Genomic DNA, 21562 nt, shown 5'->3' with positions numbered 1-21562 from the left:
GCGGGGCGCTCGACCCGCGGCAAGTTGTTCCCCCCGAAGCGGATTTTTCCGACATTATGAATTTTGGATGACGGACCTGACGTTGTTGTAACAGGCGACACGGTCTGTAACGCGATGGGCGGCGACATCGGCGGCGAACGACTGCGACGATCGTCATGCCGCAGGTCGCTGCAGGCTGACATCGAGACAGGTGACATGTCGATGCGCGTGCCGGGCACAGCAGATCAACGTCCTCAGGCCACCGGATTCCCGAGCGAAGCCGGTTTCTTCGCTCTGGTGACGAGCAACGCCAACATTGCCAGGTTGTTCAGCCGACAGTCCGGTATCGCACCCAAGCTGCTCGTCGCAGCCGGCTTCGGCTACCTGTTCGTGCCCATCGATCTGATCCCGGATCGTCTGGGACTGGTCGGCCATGTCGATGAGGCCGGGTTCATCCTGCTCGGTTTCGCCGCGGGATTGTTACTGTCGCTGGCGTCGGCCGGCCCGCATCGCCCGGCGTCGTCCGGCGCGATGCTGTCCGGCATGATCCGGTCCCGTATCCTGAGGGTTGCGGGCGCGATGATGCGACGTGCCAGCGCAGGCCTGCCCGGCCGGATCACGCTGCGCCTGATGATCGGGCGCTGGCCGGGTGCCGAGGAGCAGGCCGCGTTCGTGCGCGGGCTGCAGGCGACCTCCCACGCCTTGCCGCCGCTCCTGCGTGCGGCCGCCTATGTGCCGGCGGCGCGGCCGCTGCTCAGCCGGAGCATGCTGCTCGGCGCCGCCAACGCGAGCGAGCAGCCGGTGGTGCTCAGCGATGCCCAGATGATGGGAAACACGCTCGCCCTGTGGCGCGGCCCGAAGGTGCGGTTCATGCACCTGGAAAAAACCGCCGGGTCCTCGCTGGTCACCGTGCTGGCAGCCCAGTTCCATCCGCTGCAGATCCACTCCCAGACCGACCGACGGCATGCCCCGGGCCGCTCCTGCTCCGAGCAGGAGGCACTGGCGACCGCCCACCGGGAGGCCGAGATCGTCTGGGGACATTACGACCTGCCGACCATGCGGCGCCTCGATTGCAGCGAGCCGAGGTTCACGCTCTGCCTGCTCCGCGAGCCCGCCGAGCGCATCCTGTCGCTCTACTATTTCTGGCATGCGAACCAGGACGAGCAGTCGGCCGGGCTCAGTTTCGCCAGGGAGAACGGGCTGTTGGCGTTCCTCCGCGCCGAGGATGCCGGCATCCGCAACGACATCGACAACATGTACGTGAGACGCCTGACCGGGCTGTTCGCCACCCGGTCCGGCGATCCGCTGGTGGACGCGCCCGAGGCGTCCCTCACCGCCGCGATCCGGGCGCTGGACGGGCTCGACTTCGTCGGGATGTCGGGCCAGCTCGGCGACAGCCTGTCGGTGCTGGGGCGCCTGCTCGGCTTCACGCCGCCGGACCGCACCCCGGAGGTGAACGTCATGTCGAACGTCGAGCGGAACGTGCTGCTGCAGGTGCGTCCGACACCGCGCGAGACCATCACGCCGGAAATCGAGGCCGAACTGGCCAGGCTCACCCGCCTCGACGTTATTCTCTACGAGCGGGCCAGGGAGCGTTTCCAGTCGCTGCTGCCGGCGTAGGTCGCTGCGCAGACTCCAGCCGCACCGGACCGCCGATGGCTCAGGCCAGCGCCAGGCCCTGGGTCTTGACCAGCCTCGCATAGAGGCCGTCTTCGGCCATCAGCTGGGCATGCGTGCCGCATTCGATCGCACGGCCGTCCGCAAGGGCGACCACCAGGTCCGCCGAACGCACGGTCGAAAGCCGGTGTGCCACGATGATGGTGGTGCGACCCAGGCGCAGCCGGGCCAGAGCTTCCTGCACGGTGGCCTCGCTCTCGGTATCGAGCGCGCTGGTTGCCTCGTCGAGCAGCAGCAGCCTGGGATCGCGCAGCAGAGCACGCGCGAGCGCCACGCGCTGGCGCTGGCCTCCGGACAGCCGCTGCCCGCCGGGGCCGACGCGAGTCTCGAACCCGTTCGGCAGGGCGAGCACGAAATCCTCCGCGGCGGCGGCACGGGCGGCGGATCGCACCGCCTCCTCGTCCGCGCCCGGGCGACCCATGCGGATATTGTCGGCGATGCTGGTGTCGAACAGCAGCGTATCCTGGCTCACATAGGCGATCGCGTCCCGTAGCGCCGACACCCGCAGGTCGCGCAGATCGACCCCATCGAGCATGATGCGGCCACCCAGAACGTCGTGTAGGCGCGGGATCAGCGACAGGGCCGTCGATTTGCCGGCGCCCGACGGCCCGACCAGGGCCACGGTGAGGCCGGGCTCGGCGACAAAGCTCAGTCCGTTCAGGCCGGAACGCCCGTCCGGGTAGCGGAACGACACATCCTCGAACACCAGGCGCCCGCGCCCGGCCGGCAGCGCGCAGGCGGTCGGCGTCTCCCGCACGCCGGCGGGCTCGTCGATCACCCCGAAAATCCGCACCAGTCCCGCCAGGCCTTCCTGGATCGCGGCGTTCAGCGAGCCCAGCGCCCGCAACGGGCGGGATGCCAGCAGCAGGGCAGCGACAAAGCCGGAGAAGTCACCAAGAGTGCTGCCGCCCATGGCCGCGCGCCATCCGGCGAAGCCGAGCACCGCCGCCACCGCCGAGCCGCCCAGCACCTCGAGCAGCGGATCGACCCGCGCACGGCCACGGGTGATGCGGAGCAGGCTGTTATGAAGCAGGTCGAACGAGTGGTTGGCCCGTGCCGTCTCGGACTGTTCCAGGCGATACACGCGCACGCTGCGGGCCTGGGCGAAGCTCTCGTTGAGGATGGTCGCCGTCTGGCCGATCTGCTCCTGCATGCCGCCGGATGCGCGGCGGATACGCTTGCCGATGCGCTGGATCGGCACGGCGGCGATCGGGTAGAGCAGCGCCGCGATCAGGCTGAGCTCCCAGTCCATGTAGAACATCGACGCCACCAGCCCGAGCACGGTCACGGAGTCGCCAAGCGAGTTCACCGCGCGGATCATCGCCTCGCGAATGGTGACGGCATCGGTGGTGAAGCGCGCCGCGAGCTGGGCCGGGGCTTCGCGCTCGATGCGGGCGATGTCGGCCTCGATCAGGTGCGCGAACATCCGGCCCTGCAGCCGGCGGATCACGATCAGCACGAGGTTCTGGACGGCGATGGTCTGTCCATACTGCGCCGCCGCCTTGGCCGCGGTGATCACCACCACCAGGGCCGGCACCTGGTACAGGATGCGCGGATCGTGCGAGCTGAACATGTCCAGCGCGCGCTGGATCACCAGAGGATAGAGCGCGGTCAGTCCGGCCATCAGCACGGTCAGCACCAGCACCGCCAGCAGGCGGCCGTGGTTCTGCTTCACGTCCTCGCGCCATAATCGTCGCAGCAGCGCGGCACTCGAGGCCGGCTCCCGCGACGCCTCGGGTTCGGGGACAGGCTCGGGTACCGGCTCGGTCATACGGTCGGAAGCGGGCGGGTCGATCGATCCGGAAGCAGGCATCGCAATCGCGGGCAAGGCCGGCAGTGTCGGCGCAAACGTCATGCCCGGCCTTTACCAGCCGCCATCCCGAACCACAAACCGTCCGGGCTGGACGGCTATTTCGGCTGCAGCCGGTCCTGCAACAGATCGAGCACGGCATCGCGGTCGACATCGAGGCAGGCCGTCACGTTCGGCGCACCCTCCACGACGGACGTGGCGCCGGCGTTCGAGACCGCGATCCTGAGCGGGACCGGCTTGCACACCGAAGGCCGCAGCAACCGCGCCACCGGCACCACGTCGAACAGCGTCGGGGTGACGCCCCAGGCGTTATGGGCAGCCCACTGCCTGTACAGTTCGGACAGGGCCCCGTTCAGCGGCGAGCGAATTGCGAACAATCGGTTCCGCCTGGTGTCTCCGAGTGCGATCTCGGTGGCGTCGATCGGCATCATCTCGATCGGCACAGTGCTGGCGAGGAGCTTTGCGAAGCCAGTCGGGTCGGAGCGGATGTTGTATTCGATGCTCGGCTGACTGGAGGTCTCGCCGGCATGGGCGCCGTAGCCGCGCCGGATCGACCCGCCCATCATCACCACCCGGCGCAGGCGGCGGAAGGCGACCGGGTCGCGATCGATCATTGCGCCGACCGTGGTCAACGGCGCGAGCGCGATCAGGGTGATCCGGCCGGGCGGCGCCGCACGCAGCCGGCCCAGCATGAAGCCGACGGCATCCGGGAACGGCGTCGGCGGCTGTGGCTCGGAACTGGCCCATTCGGCCTGGGTGAAGGGCGTGCCCGGCGCGGTCCTCGGGCCGGCTGCGACCGGGATACCCGGCCGGCCGGCGATCCGAAGCAGGCGCTGGACCTCGCGCGCACGGAGACCGGTATCGCCGAAGCTGGTGGTAATGCCGTCGATCTGGAATTCGGGCGAGGCCAGGACCAGCGCAAGCGCGAATGCGTCGTCGATATCGTCACCGATATCGGTATCGACGATAATGTCCTGCGGCGCCCCGGCTCTGGCGGCCGTGACACGGATCGTTGCGCCGATCAGCGCAAGCGAGATCAATAAGATGCGGACGACTGGCTTCATGGGCACCACCCTAGCACCGCCGGAACAAAGCCTCTGATACCCGAGTTCGCAGCACAGGCTCGCATCAGTGGGACCGCCCGTGTGTTGACCACGATACCGGGTATCAGCCCCCTAAACGTAAGGGTGCTGGCAGCCGCTCCTGCAACGCCCGGACATTCCTGCATGATTCTGAAAACCGTGTGCCGCGGGAGGGTTTTAGGAGAACAGGACGGCCCATACGATGTTGAAGGTAAGCGGTGCGCGACAATCCGTTCTCTTCGGAATTGTTCCCGCTCCATCGGCTCAAGCTACCGCCCTGGCCGTTCCGCACGAATAACCGCAGGGGCCGTCGGCCTCCCTCTGCTTCGGGAAGTTGCGGCAAACTTCATAAGACAGATTGATCAACCGGAATGGGACGCTCGCCGGTGTTCGCCAGGCGCCACATCGTTCGTGCTTCGCTCATATCCCACGCATCCCGCGCGTGCAGTGTGAAGCGGTTGTCCCAGACCACGAGGTCGCCCGCGTTCAGGGCAATGGAACAGCCATGGTCGTTCGACATCAGGGCATCCCAAAGTGGTTCGATAAGCGTGGCACTTTCCGAAGATGTTTTTCCGACAACCAGCGCGTCCCGACGTCGCGGCATGAAGAGACAGGGCCGCCTGCTCTCGGGATGCGCGCGGAGCAACGGATGATGGGATCCCTCCTGCCGGGCTTCGACGGAAGGAGTCGGGCCGCCCCGATGGTACTTCACGTCGTTCGATCCGATCGCGGCGTGGATGGCAGAAAGGCCGGCAAGCTTATCGCGGATCGGCGCATCCAATTTCTCGTAGATTTCATACAAGCTCAGCCACGACGTCCTGGGGCGCCGCGTGCTCGGAACCTTCTGTGCCAGCAGGAACATGAAGGAGGGAGGCTCAGGCCTGTAGGTATCGTCCGCGTGCCAGATCAGCTCTGCTGCTGAATTCCCGCCACGGATATGTTTGCCGTCCAGGCTGCCGCTATTGGACAAGATCTTGATTTCAGCTGCGCCTTCGACATGGGGCACCGGCTTGAGTTCCGGAAGATCGCCGAACAGCCTGGCGAACGCGATATACTGCTCCGGTGTCACACGTTGCTGCGGAAACAGCAGGACGAGCCGCTCGTCGATGACCGAGCGTAGTCTCGCCGCCATGTCGGCGTTCTCCGGTCGGACGAGATCCGCCACTGTCACCCCTTCGACCATCGATCCAAGGATAGGCGAGAGAGGGCTGATTGCGAGGTTTGGAGGTGCGATCATGCTTGGTCTTTCAACATGCTTATGGGCTCACGATGGGAATACGAAGACCTGTCTCTCGGCGGGGGAGAGCAGCGCCTCGATTGGCGGAGATGCTGGATGGAGCCCGATCCGCCCACGCAGGCGATGACCTCGCCCGGTCGCACCGAACGGTCGATCTCTCGACGGAGCCGGCCGGCGGTCGTCGCGGCAGACCGGCCATGATGCGCAGCAGCGTGCTCATGCCATGCTCCGGGCCAGAACACGGATCGACGCACAGACCAGCGTGACGACACTTCCACAGAGCGCGAGCGAAACCAGGCCGAGGAAGGCCATCGGGCCGAAATGCAGGCCGTGCTGGAGTTGCAGGATGAGCACGCCAACCGGTTCGCCCCCTGCAGGGGCCAGCAACATCGCAAGCGGAAGGTCGAAGAAAATCCGCACGAAAGCCAGCGACCACCCCCAGGCGAGCGGCCGAAGCAGCGGTGGGAGATGGATCAACTCCAGCCGGTCGAGGAGGCCGACATTATTGACCCGCGCGGCGTCGCCGAACGCGCTGTGCCGGCTGGCCAACACGTTTCCCAGCAGGAGCAGCAGCACCGGGAGCTGACTCACCGCGCTGGCAAGCAACATCGCGAACGGTGTGCCGGTCAGCACGAGCGGCGGTGCGCCGAAGGTGATCACCCAGGCAGCTCCCAGCACCACGCCAGGCACCGCCATGTTGGCCATCGGCACGAGCATGGCAATCCTGCCGGCGCGCGATCGGCTGCCGATTGCCAGGAGGGCACAGGCGAGCAGCAGCGCAAGGAAGGCACCGGACGCGCCGTAGAGCAGTGAGGCGCAAAGCGCACGCCAGGATCCCTGCGGCAGCTGCCAGGCACTCGTTTCCTGCAGATTGGCTGTCTCCTGCACAGTCAGAACGTCGGCGGCGAAGCCGGTCAGCGGAACGATGACCCCAAGCAGCGCAACCGCGGCCATGGCAGCTGCGGCGAAGCAGCGTTCCCGCGAGGACGGGCGTGCCCTCCGCTGCGCGCTGCTCCTGATCAGGACAGGCGCACGCGTCTCCGTACCGAGCCAGACACGAAGCAGGATCGCCACAGCCGAGAGCAGGACCAGGAGATCGGCCGCCCGCGCCGCGCGGGGCCAGGACACCGGCCAGGCGGCGATGCCGCGATAGACCTCGGCCACCAGCAGCGGCATGCCGAGCTGCCCACCGAGCGTCGCAGCGAGCCCGAAATCCTGCATCGACTCCACGAAGACGATAACAAACGACACCGACGCAAAGGGCAGCATGGTCCGAGCATTCAGCAACCAGCGCGACGCGCGGCGATGGACATGCAGCCTTGCGGAATCGACCAGGATCAGTTCGAGCGAAGCCCAACCGGCGCGACAGGCAAGGATCGCGGGAGGCAGCCCTTTCAGCGCGTTGAAGGCGACGAAGCCGGGCCAGCCAAGCAGTGCATGGCGCAGGGCAACACCCACACCAGACGTGAGCTGCGCGAGCAGGACCTCCCAGCCGGAGGCGACCAGATACCCCGGCATCAGGAAGATCAGCCAGAGCAGCGCCGTGAGCATTCCGTTTCCGCGCCACTGCCGCTGCTCCAGGAGCAGGCCGAGCCAGAGTGCGAGGGGAGTTGCGAGCGCCGCGCTGCCGAAGGCGAGGAGTGCCGAGCCAACGAGCGCGGGTGCAAGCGGGTCCGGATCGCTTGGCGGCGGGGAATGGGCAGGTCCGAAGGCGGGAAAGAACGGCAGCAGAAGAAACCGCGCAAGCGGCACGGTCAGCAGCAGCACCACGAGGAGCGCTGTCGTGCTTCTCAGGGCCTTGGACATGGTCAGCGTGCGACCTCGCGCTCGAACCAGCCGATCTCCTCATCCTGTCGCGCTCCCCACAGGCCGGCCGGCAGGTGGACCAGATCGACAGGCAGGGTCGGAAGCGTGGTGTCCGGAACGGCGTTGGTGACCGGCGGCCAGCCCAAGGCTGCTGCGGTGTCGCGACCCAGAAGCGCCTGACCCGGGGCGCTCAGAACGAAGCGGATGAACTGCGCCGCAAGCTTGCGGTCGGTCGGACTGGCATGCGGACTGACGCCGATCACGTCGGGCAGGACAGTGTTCGGTACCGGCAGGGTGACGGAGAGGCGCCGGTCTCGTCTGCGGAGGTTGAAGGCAGTCTCGCTCGGCAGGATCGCGAAAGAGACGTCGCCGGAGCGAAGCGCTTCAAACAGGAGAGAGCTCGAGGGAAAGATGCGCAGACGGGACCGGGAACCCAGCAGCAGGCTCCGTCCCGAGCCGGTCGCGACGGCCAGGATCGTCGCGAGGACCGGATAGGCACCGCCTGAGCTGACCGGGCTGAGCAGGCCTGGCGCCCGCGCGTGCAAAAACGCGTCCTGCCAGGACCTGCCTGGCGCGGGCGAACCGGCGGCAGCTACGAAGGCGGCCCCGAGGCCGATCCGCGTCGGCAGCCAGGCGCGATCGGCCGGCAGGAGGCTGCGCGCGAGGTCGGTGAACGGCGCGTCCGGCCATTCCGGATCGTCCGGCGCGTGCCGCGCAAGCAGGCCGGTGGCATCAAGGGCTGCCATCGGCGCTTCGCCGGTGAACCAGGCGACCGTCCAGCGGGGATGGTCGCCCTCGGCATAGAGGCGGGCCTGCATGGGGCCGCCTTCGAGGTTGATGTAGGTGACGGGGATGCCGGTTCGCGCCGTGAACGCAGCGGTCAGGGCGCGGGCCGGCCCCATCATGGAATAGATAACCAGCTGGTCCTCGCCACGCGGCCACAACGCCGCAAGCGCCGCCGCATTCGCGACAAGTATCAATAAGACTGCTACCCGTAGCCGCCAGCGAAGCGCCCTCAGAGGGGAAGCTCAAGCGACACGAAGGCGCTCCGTCCAGCCTGGGTGTAGTAGATCGGTGTAAGCGCCTTGCCCGAGTAGAGGTCGAAACCGACGATCTTCTGGCTGTCGAGCAGGTTGTCGACCTGCAATGTCAGCTTCCATTTCTTTCCGCCACGCGAACGCAGAATGGTCGAGATGCTCAGATCGAGCTGGTTGAAGGGCTGCAGCCCCTGTTTCAGGTTGGTGTCGCCGTAGCGGGCGCCGACCCACTTGTCGATGAGCGACGCATACCAGAGCTTGCTCGAATACATGATGCCCGCTGCGGCTGTTGCCTCCGGGTTGTTGGCGATCGGCTTGTCGGTCTGCCGTGAGCGCGCCTCGTTGCCGCTTGCATTGGCGTAGAGGTTGATACCGTAGCCAATATTGAGCGTCGCTTCCGCTTCGACACCGTAATAATTGACCTGGCCTTGATTGAAATACACGGTGGTGTCGCTGAACGACCGGCTACCCACCATGTTGCCGAAATCGATGTAATAGAGGTCGGCTGAGAGCGAGAGGCGGTGGTTCTGCCAGGCGGTTCCGATCTGATAGTTGTCGGTCTTCTGCGGGCTCACCTTGGTCTGGGTGGGATCCGCAACCTGGATATAGTTCAGGTCGGGCATCTGGAAGCCCTTCGCATACTGCAGATAGGCGGACCAGTTTTTCCGGATCATATAGTGGGCGGTCACCGCCGGTAGGGCTGCCCCATAGTCACGCGCGTAGTCGAGCGAGCCACCGCCAGTGTTGACGATCGCACCCACACTGCGGTTGAAGAAATCATACTTGATGCCAGGCGTGATAATCAGGCCGGGGATCGGCTCGATGTCGAGCTCGGCATACGGCTGCACCGTAAGGAGATCTTCATGATCAAGATAGAGGAAGGCGCTCAGGTTGTTCGGCGTCAGCTTGTTGCCAAGGGTCAGGTCGGCATTCGCCTGCTTGTACGCATTGGCCTGGTGCTCGATCCAGCCGCCGAACTTCAGATCCCCCGCGATACCGGCTATCGAGAACGTCCGCTTGAGCTGCACCACGTCACCGAAGGCACGATACTGGTTGTTGCTCAGTAAACCGGGAACGTCCCTGTCTCCATAGATCGTTCCATAGGTCATGTTCGTCTGGTCGGTAGGACGCGTACCCTTGAGGCCGTAATAATATGTGTAAACGGAGTCGTCGATTGACCAATGCTCGGTAAGCCTCGACTGCACGCGCAGGTATTCGAAGTCTGAACGCGTATTGTTGACCCAGAACTTATAGTAGTCGGCTGATTTGGGATCATTGTTGAACGCAAAGTTCGATCCAGATTGTGCGATCTGAGCGCGCGATGCGCCGCGGCTGAAGAACTGCTGGGTGGTGTTGTACATCCCCTCCAGCGTCACCGTCGTGTCAGCGCCGATCGGCTGGACATATTTGCCGAAGACGTTCGTGCGCTTGGCCTGGTCGTAGGTCAGTGCGCCGTCGGTGGAGGTGCTCTCGCCGTCGAAGACCGCATGACCGCCACCCGGTAGCGCCCCGGTATCGAGCTGGCCGCCGAACAATGTTGTGCCGAAGCTGCCGCCCGACGCATAGGGAGTCAGCGTGGCGACATCCGCAGGGTCGCGTGTGACCAGGCTGATCGTGCCACCGAAGGTCGCGTTGCCGATCGTCGAGGCCGTTCCGGGCCCGCGATCGACCTCGATCTGCGCCAGATCCCGGTTCATGAAATAGGAAGAGGTGTGGTGTGTGTAATTGTTGGAGTCCCCAAATGGCACTCCGTCGAGCGTGACGTTGTATTGCCCGTCCTGGAAGCCGCGGATGCTGAGCCGCGACGCGAATGCGCCACCTGGGCCGTTCTGATTGACGGTGTAGGCGCTCGGCGAGAGCGCCACGACCTGCGAGTAGTCGGACTGAGGCGGGATGCTATTTCGGATGAACTGGCTCGACAGGATCGAGGTCGGTTGCGTCACCGAGAGCGAGGCCTGCGAGGGCGCCTGAGCAACGGCATTGTTCATCGGATCTGCGAAAACAGTGACCGATTGGATGGGGCTTTTATCCTGCGCAAATGCTCTGCCCGCGCTGGAGAGCAGCAGGAGAGCGAGCAGCGAAGCAAGTTTCCTGCGCGTATCGATCGTCGCAAGGTGGCGCAGGGCCGGGAGCCATTGCGCTGTCGATAGAACCACCAAGGTAAAGCGATCATTCTGTTTAATCCCCGACGAGGCAGAATCGAGAATAAAGCCGGCTGTCACCGGAAGAACGGCTACTTGACCGGGGGAGCGAAAAGTTTCCTGACGGTAATCTGACATGCGCGGGTCTATATCGGGGAAGCTCCAGTTCTTGGATGACGTTTCGATGAAAGAGGGGCAATCGTATTCCCAATGCGTTCCAGCGGTATACCCATTTGAACCGACGTAAGACCGCATAGGGTCATAAGGGATAACGACTTTTTAATCTGATCGTTGCCGCCGGGTGCGGTTCGGAGCGGATCTTACGACGTCGTCTGGTGCAGGCGGCCTGACAAACCACCATCCAGAGCGATCATTCGATCGATCGTCTCTCCCCCTTTCAGATCTGCGGCCAGCACATCAATTGCTCCCCCTGAACGCGGCGCGCACACGCTCGGCGACGACGGCCAGCCCCCGACATCGCGTGCGACCAGAACCAAGCTGCGTCCTTCTTCTGCGATGCACGCGCACGTCCGTTAAGACTTCAGTTTCAGGCTGCTCCATGGCGCGATACCATTGGGGCCGATCGTCGACGCGACTAACCGAGCATTCATCGATCATCGATATCAGGCCGTCGCGCAGCCACTCGAACGGTTCTGCACGGCCGGGCCGTGCAGTCTCGATCAGCGAAGCGATCGGCCGTATCGTGCGCTCAATCCGCCGCGCCTCTGCAGGCGCAACAGCTGCAGGCGCAGTCAGCCTCGCGGAGGTCGACTAAAATTCAGGGCGAGTGGGCGATGTCTGCACTGCATCAGAAGCCGTGCCGCCACCGTATCTTGGCGCCACATCAACGAGATCGTGCGGTCGGCAACCACCGGCACATGCTCTCAGCCCCGGCTCGACCGAAGGCGTCAATTCCCGGATCGTTCGGCAGCCACCCGGGCAAGTTGCGCCAGGCAGGCGGCGCGGTCGGCCAGGCAACCGCCAGCGCGCCACCAGTCGCCGACATCGCGCAGGATCGCGCCGACCATCGGCCCCGGAACCAATCCGATTTTCACGGCATCGCGTCCGGATAATGGAAACACTGGCCGCAGCATCATGCGTAGGCGATGGCGCAGGATGTCCCACTCGTTCGCAGTCACCGGACTGTCGATCTGGGTGAGCCAGCTACGCTCGACAAGCCGGTCGGCGGCCTCATCGGCCAGCAGCCGCCGCAGCGCGTCGTCGTCCAGCCCGGGTACTGGGCATCGACCGGACCGGAGTGCATCGAGCTTCTGCGCATCGGCAGTCGACAGCCGGAACCGCTCTGCTACCCGGGCCGAAGGGCCACGGGCAAGGGCCGCCAGCCGAAGCAACGGATCGGTCGGCGCCGCGAGCTTCAACAGGCCGGCCAGCCGACCGACATCGGCGCCCGGCAGCACGGCATCCAGCACGCCCAGACGCTGCATCAGCCGCACCGCATCGATCGGGTCGGGCACATCCAGCAGCCGGCGCAGTTCTGACCAGACCCGCTCGGCGGAGAGGATGGACAGGCGGGCGGTCGTGTTCGCGATCGCCTCGACCGCCTCGGGGTCCGGAACGCCGGTGCCGTAGCGCGCCTGGAACCGGAAGAACCGGAGGATGCGAAGTCCGTCCTCTTCAATGCGCTGCCGTGCGGTCCCGACGAAGCGCACCTTCCCCGCCCGGAGGTCGTTTTCGCCGCCGAAATAATCCCACAGCACGCCGTCCCGGCCGAACGACATCGCGTTGATGGTGAAGTCGCGACGGGCCGCATCCTCGCGCCAGTCGTCGGTCCAGGCCACCACCGCGTGGCGGCCATCGGTTTCCACGTCCCGACGAAGGGTGGTGATCTCGTATGGGCGGCCCTTCACGACCGCGGTGACGGTGCCATGTGCAAGACCGGTCGGCACCACCTTGATGCCCCGCTCCCGCAGCCGGTCGAGGATCGCCTGCGGCGGCACCGCGGTTGCCAGGTCGAAGTCGGCGGTGATTCGACCGGCCAGCAGGTCGCGCACCGCGCCGCCGACCAGCCGCGCATCCGGCAGTATGCTCCAGATAACGGGGAGTGCGGCAGCGCCGTCCAGGCTCGCCGCCGCCGCCACGAGATCGACGGTCAGCCCGGCTCGTCCGGATAATCCTCGACGCAGGCATCCGGCAGCGGACCGATCGGGAAGAAACGGTGCTGGCTCCACACCCCGAGGCAGGGCACGCCGCAACGCTGGCCTTCCACGGCGATCGCCGCCAGCTCGTAATAGACCGCACGGGCGATCCTCGCCTGGATCGGCAGGGTGCCGTCGCCCGGACGGACGGTGAGATACGGAATGGCCGCTCCCTCGTCGCCGCCGGGTGCGCATGACCAGTCGACGGTCAGCGGGTTGTCGGGGCCGGCGCAGACGATTTCGTCGACGTTGGTGCGGAAGGCCAGGACCTGGCTGCGGCCGCATCCACGCCATTCCAGCTCGACCGCGACGAACGGCACGTCCTCGACCTCGATTTCGCCGCGCTCGACCGGCGTTTCCAGCCGGTAGCGGCCGTGGATGTCGCGGCGCAGGACGCTGGCGAACAGGCAGACCATCGGTTTCCGGCGGATCGGCGTGCCCTGATAGAGCCAGCTCCCGTCGCGCTGGATCAGGAACGGCAACGGTCCGCAATCGCGCTGCGACGGCCGGGGATCGGACGCGGGCCGGCTGCGCGGCGCAAAGCCGCATGGACCCGGAACGAACGGAGCGGTTCGGGCCGCCGCCATCCCGGGCATCTCATCGGCGCCGAGGCTGGGGAAGCTCTGCTGCTTCACGTCAAGATCCTCGGCCGGACGGGTCGGTGGCGCCGTGCATTCGCATCTACACGATATAGGAAGCATACCCTCCTTGATGAAACCCCCGGACATGGCAGATTGCCGCGTTCGAGAGCGAGGCGCGATGACAGGTCCAGACCATGTGGCCGACGGGACACCGGATTCGACTGCAACCGGGGAGGTCTTCTCCCCGCCTTTGATGCCGGCTGCCGATCCGGTGGCGGACGCGGACCGGCTGGCGGCGCGCCTGGCGATCGTGCGCGACCGGATCGGCCGGGTGATTTTCGGCCAGGACGCGGTGATCAACGAGGTGCTGGTGGCGCTGCTGTCCGGCGGACACGCGCTGCTGGTCGGAGCACCCGGGCTGGGCAAGACACTGCTGGTCGAGACGCTGGGGATCGTGCTCGGGCTCGATGCGCGACGCGTGCAGTTCACCCCCGACCTGATGCCGGCGGATATTACCGGCAGCGAGATCCTGGAGGAGGACGGCAGCGGCCGGCGCGCATTCCGCTTCGTGAAGGGCCCGGTGTTCTGCCAGCTCCTGATGGCCGACGAGATCAATCGCGCCAGCCCGCGCACCCAGTCGGCGCTGCTGCAGGCGATGCAGGAACATCGCGTCGCGGTCGCCGGCTTCGACCAGCCGCTGCCGTCGCCGTTCCATGTGCTCGCGACCCAGAACCCGATCGAGCAGGAAGGCACCTACCCGCTGCCGGAGGCGCAGCTCGACCGGTTCCTGCTGCAGATCGATCTCACCTACCCCGAGGCCGAGGCCGAGCGCGCCATGCTGCTGGCCACCACCGGTACGCCCCGCGCACCGGCCGAGCCGGTGCTGGCGCCGGGCGAGCTGCTCGCGGCGCAGGCTCTGGTGCGCATGCTGCCGGTCGGAGAGACCGTGCTCGACGCGATCCTGGCGCTGGTGCGTGGCGCCCGGCCGGAGACCGCCACCGACGAGAAGGTGCGTCGCTCGCTGGCCTGGGGTCCGGGTCCCCGTGCGGCGCAGGCCCTGATGCTGGCGGTGCGGGCACGCGCGCTGCTGGATGGCAGGCTGGCCCCCAGCCTGGACGATGTCGCCGCCCTGGCCCATCCGGTGCTGCGCCATCGCATGGCCCTGAGCTTCGCGGCACGCGCCGAGGGCGTGGCTCTGGCCACGATCATCGACGGGCTGGTCCGGCGTCTCGCCTGAAACGGCTGCCATGAGCCTTGCGTCCTCGATCGCCCGGATCGGCCGGAGGCTGGCCAGCGGAGCCGTGGCGGGCGGCCAGGCCGGGCTTGCCGCCATCGGCCGGACCGGCGGCGTGGCGCCCGAGCATATGCGGCTGCAGGCCGAGGCGCTGGCTGCGCGGCTGCCGGCGCTGCTGGCGGAGTCGGACCGGGTCGCCAACACCGTCGCGCAGGGCGTGCATGGCCGGCGCAGGGCGGGCAGCGGCGACAGCTTCTGGCAATATCGCCAGCTGATGCCGGGCGAGTCGATCACCCGGATCGACTGGCGCCAGTCGGCCCGGAGCTCCCGCGCCTATGTTCGCGAGACCGAGTGGGAAGCGGCGCAGACCGTGTGCCTGTGGGTCGATCGTTCGGCGAGCATGGAATGGCGGTCCGGCGAGCTGCTGCCGTCGAAGCGCGCCCGGGCGGAACTGTTGCTGCTGTCGCTGGGGCTGCTGCTGCTGCGTGGCGGCGAGCATGTGCGGTTGGTCGAGGACGGAACGCCGAACACCGCGCGTTTCTCCGGACGCCAGGCAGGAGAGCGGCTGGCACGGCAGCTGCTGCAATCACGGGCTGATGCCGGATTGCCGGCCGGATCCGGGCTGCCGGTGGGCGCCGACCTGCCACGGCATGCGCGGCTGGTGCTGATCGGCGATTTCCTGGCGCCGCTGCCGGAGATCGAGGCGGCCCTGGCGCGCTTCGCGGCGATGCCGGTCACGGTGCAGCTGGTGCAGGTGCTGGATCCGGCCGAGTTCGACCTGCCCTATTCCGGCCGTGTCCGGTTCGAGGGCACCGAAGGGGAGCCCTCGAACCTGGTGCCCCGCACCCAGGATATACGGGACGCCTATATCGAGGTGCTGGCGGCGCACCAGGCCGGGCTGGCTGCCCTGTGTGCCGGAACCGGTTCGGGTCTGCTGCGTGCCCGCACCGACCAGCCGCCGGAGACGACGCTGCTGGCACTGCACCAGGCGATCGGCCACCAGCGCCAGGCCAGCCTGCATAACGGGATCGTCGGCGCATGATCCTCACGACCCCGCTCCTGCTGCTCGGGCTGGCGGTGCTGCCGGTGCTCTGGTGGCTGCTTCGGGCGCTGCCGCCGGCGCCGCGCGTGCAGTCGTTCCCGGCGATCCGGCTGCTGGACGGGCTGCGGGCAGCCGTTCGCGAGAGCCGCCGCGCACCGCCCTGGCTGCTGCTGCTGCGAATCGCCGCCGCCGTGCTGCTGGTGGTCGGCCTTGCCCAGCCGGTGCTGGTGCAGGACCCGCATCCGACAGCCGGAACCGGCACCTTGCTGCTGGCGATCGACGATGGCTGGGCCGCCGCGCCGGACTGGACCGGACGGCTGCAGGCCGCCCGCGAAACCCTGGATCGCGCCGCCCGCAACGGCCGCAAGGTCAGGCTGCTGATGACGGCGGCGGACATCAACGGAGTCCCGCCCCGGCTCACGAGCGAGATGCCGGCAGGCCTGCTGCGCGACCGCCTGGATCAGGCCCGGCCGATGCCCTGGCCGGTCGATCGCGCCGCGTCGGCCAAGGCGCTGCGACAGGCGGGGGCTCGCATCGGCGATGTCGTCTATCTGTCCGATGGGCTGGCGGACCGGCCGGGTACGCCGGCGGATGGTGATTTCGCGACCGCTCTCCGCCAGGCCGGCCCGGTGATCGAGCTTCGGTCCGGCCCCGACGCGATAGCCCTTCTCGATGCGCCGATCTCGGCACCGGGCCGACTGGTGGCGCGGATCAGGACGCTCGGACAACCGGGCCCGCGTCATCTGGTGCTGCGCGGCGAGACCGAGCAGGGCGGGACCCTGGGCCGGACCGATGTCACGATCCCGACGGGCGCTACCAGGATGGAGGTGCCGATCACCCTTCCCGCGGAGTTGCGAAACCAGCTCTCGCGCTTGTTGCTCGACGGGGTCCCCGGGCCGGCCGGTGTCAGGCTGCTCGACGAAGGCGACCGCCGCCGGCCGGTCGGACTGCTCTCGTCCGGCGGTGGCGATACCCCGCTGCTCGGCACGCTGTTCTATCTGCGCCGTGCGCTGGCTCCGACCGCCGACCTGCGCGAGGGCGACCTGGCGCACCTGCTGTCGAACCAACTCTCGGTGCTGATCGCGCCGGACGGCGCGCTGGAAGACCAGGCCGACCGTAACGGCGTGTCGGCATGGGTTAAGCAGGGCGGGACCCTGATCCGCTTCGCCGGGCCAAGGCTGGCGGCACGCCAGGATGCCCAACTGCAGGATAGTCCGGCCGCGGGACGCACCGACACCACCGACGGGGACCTGGAGGCGACCGGCGCCACCGTCCCCGCAACGCCGGCCGATTCGCTGCTGCCGGTGGCATTGCTGGGCGGTGCGCGGCAACTCGGCGGCACCATGTCCTGGGGCAAGCCGGAACACCCGGCCGCGTTCGCCGCCGACAGCCCGTTCGCCGGGCTGACGGTCCCGTCCGAGGTCACCGTGTCGCGCCAGGTGCTAGCCCAGCCGACCGCGGATATCGATGCGAGAAGCTGGGCGCGCCTGACCGACGGGACCCCGCTGGTGACGCATGCCACGCTAGGCGACGGCCAACTCGTGCTGTTCCACGTCACCAGCACCGCCGACTGGTCGAACCTGGCCTTGTCCGGGCTGTTCCCGCAGATGCTGCAACGGCTGGTGCAGCGCGCGGCCGGGCTCTCGACCCCCGGCGACCGGACCGTGCTGGCGCCGGTCTCCACCCTCGGCGGCGACGGCGTACTCGGCCCGCCGCCGCCGTCGGCGCAGGGGCTCGCGGCCGATGCGTTCGGCCATACCATGGTCTCGCCACGGCATCCCGCCGGCCTGTATGGCCCGGCGGCCACGCGGCGATCGCTCAATCTCGCCGATGCGCTGCCGTCGCTTGGCGTCGAGCCGGTCGTCGGCACGCTGCGGAACCTGGCGGATCGCGTCCCCGACCGTCCGCTTGGGCCGACATTGCTGGTGATGGCGCTGGCCCTGCTTGCCATCGACCTCCTGGCGACGATGTGGCTACGCGGACTGCTCCGGCCGGCTACCGTCCACCGTCTCGGCCGCGGTTCGGGCGGCGCGGCGCTCCTGCTGGTCGGGGGGTTCTGTGCAGCGATGGGATATGCATGCCCTGCCCTCGCGATCGAGCCGTCAGCCTCATCCAAGTCGGCGCTGGAGACCCATCTCGCCTATGTCGTGACCGGCGATCCGGCGGTGGACGAGATTTCGCGCCAGGGTCTCGAAGGCCTGTCCGCCTACACCAATGCCCGTACCTCGGCGCAACTCGGGCATCCGGACGGGGTGGTCCCGGGACGCGACGACCTCGCCTTCTATCCGCTGATCTACTGGCCGGTGACGCCGGCGACCGTGGCGTCCGCACACCCCGGCCAGGAATGGACGGCGGCGCTCAATTTCTACATGAGCCATGGCGGGATCCTGCTGATCGATACCCAGGGCAGCGACAGCCAGGGCGATGCCACCGGCGGCTCAACCTTCTTCGTGCCGGGCACCGGCCAGGCGTTGAAGCAGGCAACCGCGGGGCTCGACATCCCGGCGCTGCGCCCGGTCGATGGACAGCATGTGCTGTCGCACAGCTTCTACCTGCTGCACGGTTTCCCCGGGCGTACCACCGGGCCGCCGGTCTGGGTGGCGCGCGACGACGATCTCGGCAATGACGGCGTCAGCCCGGTGATCATCGGCGCCAACGACTGGGCAGCGGCCTGGGCCGTCGATGCCGATGGGCAGACCCCCTATGCGGCAATCCCGGGCGGCGAGAGCCAGCGGGTCACCGCCTACCGGTTCGGGGTGAACGCGGTGATGTATGCGCTGACCGGGAACTACAAGACCGACCAGGTGCATGTGCCGGCGCTGCTGGAGCGGCTGGGCCAATGAGCAACCCGTCTTGAACGCACACCTGTCCCAGCTCACCTCGCTCCGGTTCCAGCCGCTGCTGCCGGGCTGGCTGCTGTGGCTGTTGGCCGGGCTCTGCCTGGCCGTCACCCTGGCTGCGCTGCTGCGGCGGTCGGGGGGTGCCTGGTGGCGCGGGCTGAGTTTCGCGCTGGTGCTGCTGTGGCTGGCCGGACCGCTGCTGGCCCACCAGACCTGGCGCGACCTGCCGCAGACCCTGCTGCTGGTGCTCGACCAGAGCGCCTCGATGCAGGTGGGCGAACGCGCCGCCATTGCCCGCAATGCCGCTGCCGAGCTGCAGGCGGAGGCGAGCCGGCTGCCCGGCCTCGATGTGCGTGTGGTGCCGGTGCAGTCCGCACGGGAGAATGCCTCCGGGCAGGAGAGCGGCCAGGGCGGTACTCTCCTGGTCGGTGCGATCGAACGGGCGGCGGCGCAGATCCCGGCCGGCGACGGCGGCGGGCGGATCGCCGGCATCGTCGCCATCACCGATGGGCAGGCACACGACGTGCCACCTGCCCAACCCGCCGATCCCGGCCGCCACGCCAACACACCGGCCGCGCCCGCCTTCCCGGCCGGCAATACGAACGTGCCGCTGCACGTGCTGATCACCGCCTCAGCCGAACAGACCGATCGCCGGCTGCGCATCCTGCAGGCGCCGCCGTTCGGCATCGTCGGCCAGAATGCGGTCCTGCGTGTCGAGGTCGAGGATCTCGGACCGCACGCAGACGGTGGAGACGCAACCGCGACGCTCAGCCTGAAGCGCGACGGCGACGACCCGATCCGGCGGCAGGTGCCGGTGAACCAGCCGCAGGACATCACCGTGCCGATCACCCGGCCGGGCCAGATGCTGCTGTCGCTGGAGGCCTCGCCGCTGCCTGGCGAGGTGTCGACGCTGAACAACCAGGCGATCGTGCAGATCAACGGAGTGCGCGACCGGCTCAAGGTGCTGCTGGTGTCCGGCGCGCCGAACCAGGGCGAGCGGGTGTGGCGTCGGTTGCTGAAGGCCGATCCGTCGGTCGACCTGGTGCATTTCACCATCCTGCGCCCACCGGACAAGGACGATACCACGCCGCTGAACGAGCTGGCGCTGATCGCCTTCCCGGTGCGCGAGCTGTTCCAGGACAAGATCGGCCAGTTCGACCTGATCATCCTGGACGGGTTCGAGAATCGCGGCATCCTGCCGACCAGCTACCTGCGCAACATCGCCGACTTCGTGCGCGGCGGCGGCGGCCTGCTGCTGACCGCGGGACCGGAATTCATCGGGCCGGGCACGTTGCAGGATACCCCGCTCGGCGACGTGCTGCCGGTGCGTGTTCCCGAGGAGGGCGGCCTGATCGAGCAGCGGTTCCAGCCGATGCCGACGGCGCTCGGACGACGCCATCCGGTCACCGAGGGCCTACCCCAGACACCGGACGTCACACCGGATCCGCCTGCGTCCGCCAACGCGCAGGCATCCGGCTGGGGACCCTGGTATCGGGCGTTGAAGGCCGATCCGGACCAGGTCCAGCCCGGTGCGCAGGTGTTGATGACCGGTCCGGGCCAGGCGCCGCTGCTGGTGCTGAACCGGGTCGACCAGGGGCGCGTCGCACTCCTGCTGTCCGACCAGATCTGGCTGTGGTCGCGCGGCGAAGGCGGCGGCGGGCCGCAGCCGGAGCTGCTGCGCCGGCTGGCCCACTGGCTGATGAAGGAGCCGGAACTCGAGGAGGAGCAGCTCTCCGCCACCATCTCGGACGGGCATCTCATCGCGACCCGCCGCTCGGTCGTGGCGGCGGCAGCCATGCAGGTGACCGTCATCGCGCCGGATGGCAGCCGGCATCCGCTCGAACTGGCGTCGCGCAGCGATGGCACCGCGTCGGCCAGCCTGGACGCTGCCAGCCCGGGGATCTGGGAGGTGACCGACGGCCATAATCGAGCGTTCGCCGCCGCCAGGCCGGCCGATCCGCTGGAGATTTCGGACCTCCGGGCCACGGCGACGGTCCTGGCGCCGCTGGCCGCGTCGACCGGCGGCAGCATCCATTGGCTCGGCGACGAGCCGGCCCGGCCGCACGTGCCGCAACTGCGGCTGATCGGCCCGCACGACCGAGCAGAGGGGGGAAGCGCGGGATCGGCATGGATCGGCCTGAGGCGGCAAGGCGCCCATGTGGTGACGGGCGAGCAGGCCGAGCAGCTGCTGCCCGGCTGGGCCGTGCTGCCGCTGGTATTGATGCTGTTGTTGCTGGCCTGGAGACGCGAAGGCCGAAGCTGATCGTGACCCGCTCGCGACTGCGTCCCGCACAAGGCCCTTGCGGAAGCCATGGCCGGATGATGCAGTTCATTCTAACACCCGTTCAATATCAGGAGACGGTGTCTTCCAGCAGCCTGCCCACATTCCCCGACGCATCGACCCGCGGCCGCTGATGGCGCTGCTCGGCTTTGTCGGGCTGTGCCTGTTCGTCGCGGGCGCCGATGCCGCGGTGACCGAACCGGGCATGCGCATCTGGTATCCGGCACTCCGGCACCCGATCGGGACGCCGCCCGGCTGGGTGTTCCCGTGCGTCTGGGTGCCGCTGTACGTCGCCATGGGCGTTGCGGCATGGCGGGTCTGGAAGCGCCCGGTGGGACGGCTGCATCTGGTCGGTGCCGCCCGGACCGAGGCAATCCGGCGAAAACCGCGTCCGCCGACATTGCGTCAGCGCGGGCTTCAGCTCTGGGGATGGCAGCTCGCGGTGAACGCCTTATGGACCCCGGTCTTCTTCGGACTGCACAAGCCGCTCGTCGCCTTGGGGCTGATCGTGTCGCTCGCGGTGCTGGTTGGGCTCACATTGCGCGATTTCCGTCGCGTCGATCGTCTCGCGGGGTTATTGATGGCGCCCTATCTGGCATGGCTATGCTACGCGACCTGGCTGAATGCCGGGATCGCCTGGCTGAACCACGCTTAACAAA

The 21562-nt window shown here is 67.8% G+C and carries 14 protein-coding genes; 6 read left to right on the top strand and 8 right to left on the bottom strand.

What is annotated here, in order from left to right; translation table 11 throughout:
• Nucleotides 1-195 precede the first annotated feature (195 nt).
• A complete protein-coding gene (locus HN018_RS05530) occupies nucleotides 196-1599 on the top strand; it encodes a YkvA family protein (RefSeq protein WP_171834569.1) in 1404 nt (467 codons plus the stop codon).
• Between the two features lie 40 nt (nucleotides 1600-1639).
• On the opposite strand, the gene HN018_RS05525 is transcribed toward HN018_RS05530, so the two are convergent.
• The 8 genes from HN018_RS05525 to HN018_RS05490 all read right to left on the bottom strand — a co-directional run bounded on the left by HN018_RS05525 (nucleotide 1640) and on the right by HN018_RS05490 (nucleotide 13560).
• The gene (locus tag HN018_RS05525; RefSeq protein ID WP_171834964.1) at nucleotides 1640-3427 is read right to left on the bottom strand and encodes an ABC transporter ATP-binding protein; all 1788 of its coding nucleotides are present in this window, start codon (nucleotides 3425-3427) and stop codon (nucleotides 1640-1642) included.
• A 137-nt stretch (nucleotides 3428-3564) separates the two neighbouring features.
• The gene (locus tag HN018_RS05520; RefSeq protein ID WP_171834568.1) at nucleotides 3565-4530 is read right to left on the bottom strand and encodes a nucleoside hydrolase; all 966 of its coding nucleotides are present in this window, start codon (nucleotides 4528-4530) and stop codon (nucleotides 3565-3567) included.
• Nucleotides 4531-4894: 364 nt separating this feature from the next.
• Nucleotides 4895-5785, bottom strand: a complete 891-nt coding sequence (locus HN018_RS05515) for a TauD/TfdA dioxygenase family protein (RefSeq protein ID WP_275434227.1) — start codon at nucleotides 5783-5785, stop codon at nucleotides 4895-4897.
• A 216-nt stretch (nucleotides 5786-6001) separates the two neighbouring features.
• A complete protein-coding gene (locus tag HN018_RS05510; RefSeq protein WP_171834566.1) occupies nucleotides 6002-7591 on the bottom strand; it encodes an ABC transporter permease in 1590 nt (529 codons plus the stop codon).
• A 2-nt stretch (nucleotides 7592-7593) separates the two neighbouring features.
• Nucleotides 7594-8571, bottom strand: a complete 978-nt coding sequence (locus HN018_RS05505) for an ABC transporter substrate-binding protein (protein WP_171834565.1) — start codon at nucleotides 8569-8571, stop codon at nucleotides 7594-7596.
• Nucleotides 8572-8606: 35 nt separating this feature from the next.
• Nucleotides 8607-10907: a TonB-dependent receptor gene (locus HN018_RS05500; RefSeq protein ID WP_171834564.1), complete on the bottom strand. Its 2301-nt coding sequence runs from the start codon at nucleotides 10905-10907 to the stop codon at nucleotides 8607-8609.
• Between the two features lie 770 nt (nucleotides 10908-11677).
• Complete coding sequence (locus tag HN018_RS05495; protein ID WP_171834563.1) at nucleotides 11678-12868, bottom strand: CCA tRNA nucleotidyltransferase; 1191 nt, start codon at nucleotides 12866-12868, stop codon at nucleotides 11678-11680.
• An 11-nt stretch (nucleotides 12869-12879) separates the two neighbouring features.
• Complete coding sequence (locus HN018_RS05490) at nucleotides 12880-13560, bottom strand: DUF1285 domain-containing protein (protein ID WP_239479037.1); 681 nt, start codon at nucleotides 13558-13560, stop codon at nucleotides 12880-12882.
• 199 nt (nucleotides 13561-13759) lie between these two features.
• Here HN018_RS05490 and HN018_RS05485 point away from each other — a divergent pair, with 199 nt between their 5' ends.
• The 5 genes from HN018_RS05485 to HN018_RS05465 all read left to right on the top strand — a co-directional run bounded on the left by HN018_RS05485 (nucleotide 13760) and on the right by HN018_RS05465 (nucleotide 21558).
• Nucleotides 13760-14743 carry an AAA family ATPase gene (locus tag HN018_RS05485; protein WP_239479252.1) on the top strand — a complete coding sequence of 328 codons (984 nt, stop codon included), beginning with the start codon at nucleotides 13760-13762 and terminating at the stop codon, nucleotides 14741-14743.
• 10 nt (nucleotides 14744-14753) lie between these two features.
• Nucleotides 14754-15782, top strand: coding sequence for a DUF58 domain-containing protein (locus HN018_RS05480; RefSeq protein WP_239479035.1), 1029 nt, complete (start codon nucleotides 14754-14756; stop codon nucleotides 15780-15782).
• The gene (locus tag HN018_RS05475) at nucleotides 15779-18625 is read left to right on the top strand and encodes a DUF4159 domain-containing protein (protein ID WP_171834561.1); all 2847 of its coding nucleotides are present in this window, start codon (nucleotides 15779-15781) and stop codon (nucleotides 18623-18625) included. The genes HN018_RS05480 and HN018_RS05475 overlap by 4 nt, the downstream gene beginning before the upstream one ends.
• Before the next feature lie 10 nt (nucleotides 18626-18635).
• Nucleotides 18636-20885 carry a VWA domain-containing protein gene (locus HN018_RS05470; protein ID WP_171834560.1) on the top strand — a complete coding sequence of 750 codons (2250 nt, stop codon included), beginning with the start codon at nucleotides 18636-18638 and terminating at the stop codon, nucleotides 20883-20885.
• A gap of 151 nt (nucleotides 20886-21036) precedes the next feature.
• Complete coding sequence (locus tag HN018_RS05465; protein ID WP_171834559.1) at nucleotides 21037-21558, top strand: TspO/MBR family protein; 522 nt, start codon at nucleotides 21037-21039, stop codon at nucleotides 21556-21558.
• Nucleotides 21559-21562: the final 4 nt, after the last annotated feature.

Origin of the sequence: Lichenicola cladoniae (genome assembly GCF_013201075.1) — a bacterium.
GTDB classification, from domain to species: domain Bacteria; phylum Pseudomonadota; class Alphaproteobacteria; order Acetobacterales; family Acetobacteraceae; genus Lichenicola; species Lichenicola cladoniae.
The sequence above is the reverse complement of the archived record's forward strand: the minus strand, read 5'-3'. Positions and strand labels throughout refer to the sequence as shown.

Excerpts from the sequence above, each read along its gene's own strand:
- HN018_RS05510 (WP_171834566.1), bottom strand. The coding sequence starts at position 7,591 with ATGTCCAAGGCCCTGAGAAGCACGACAGCGCTCCTCGTGGTGCTGCTG.
- HN018_RS05500 (WP_171834564.1), bottom strand. The coding sequence starts at position 10,907 with ATGTCAGATTACCGTCAGGAAACTTTTCGCTCCCCCGGTCAAGTAGCC.
- HN018_RS05530 (WP_171834569.1), top strand. The coding sequence starts at position 196 with ATGTCGATGCGCGTGCCGGGCACAGCAGATCAACGTCCTCAGGCCACC.
- HN018_RS05475 (WP_171834561.1), top strand. The coding sequence starts at position 15,779 with ATGATCCTCACGACCCCGCTCCTGCTGCTCGGGCTGGCGGTGCTGCCG.
- HN018_RS05520 (WP_171834568.1), bottom strand. The coding sequence starts at position 4,530 with ATGAAGCCAGTCGTCCGCATCTTATTGATCTCGCTTGCGCTGATCGGC.
- HN018_RS05480 (WP_239479035.1), top strand. The coding sequence starts at position 14,754 with ATGAGCCTTGCGTCCTCGATCGCCCGGATCGGCCGGAGGCTGGCCAGC.
- HN018_RS05465 (WP_171834559.1), top strand. The coding sequence starts at position 21,037 with ATGGCGCTGCTCGGCTTTGTCGGGCTGTGCCTGTTCGTCGCGGGCGCC.
- HN018_RS05525 (WP_171834964.1), bottom strand. The coding sequence starts at position 3,427 with ATGACCGAGCCGGTACCCGAGCCTGTCCCCGAACCCGAGGCGTCGCGG.
- HN018_RS05515 (WP_275434227.1), bottom strand. The coding sequence starts at position 5,785 with ATGATCGCACCTCCAAACCTCGCAATCAGCCCTCTCTCGCCTATCCTT.
- HN018_RS05485 (WP_239479252.1), top strand. The coding sequence starts at position 13,760 with ATGCCGGCTGCCGATCCGGTGGCGGACGCGGACCGGCTGGCGGCGCGC.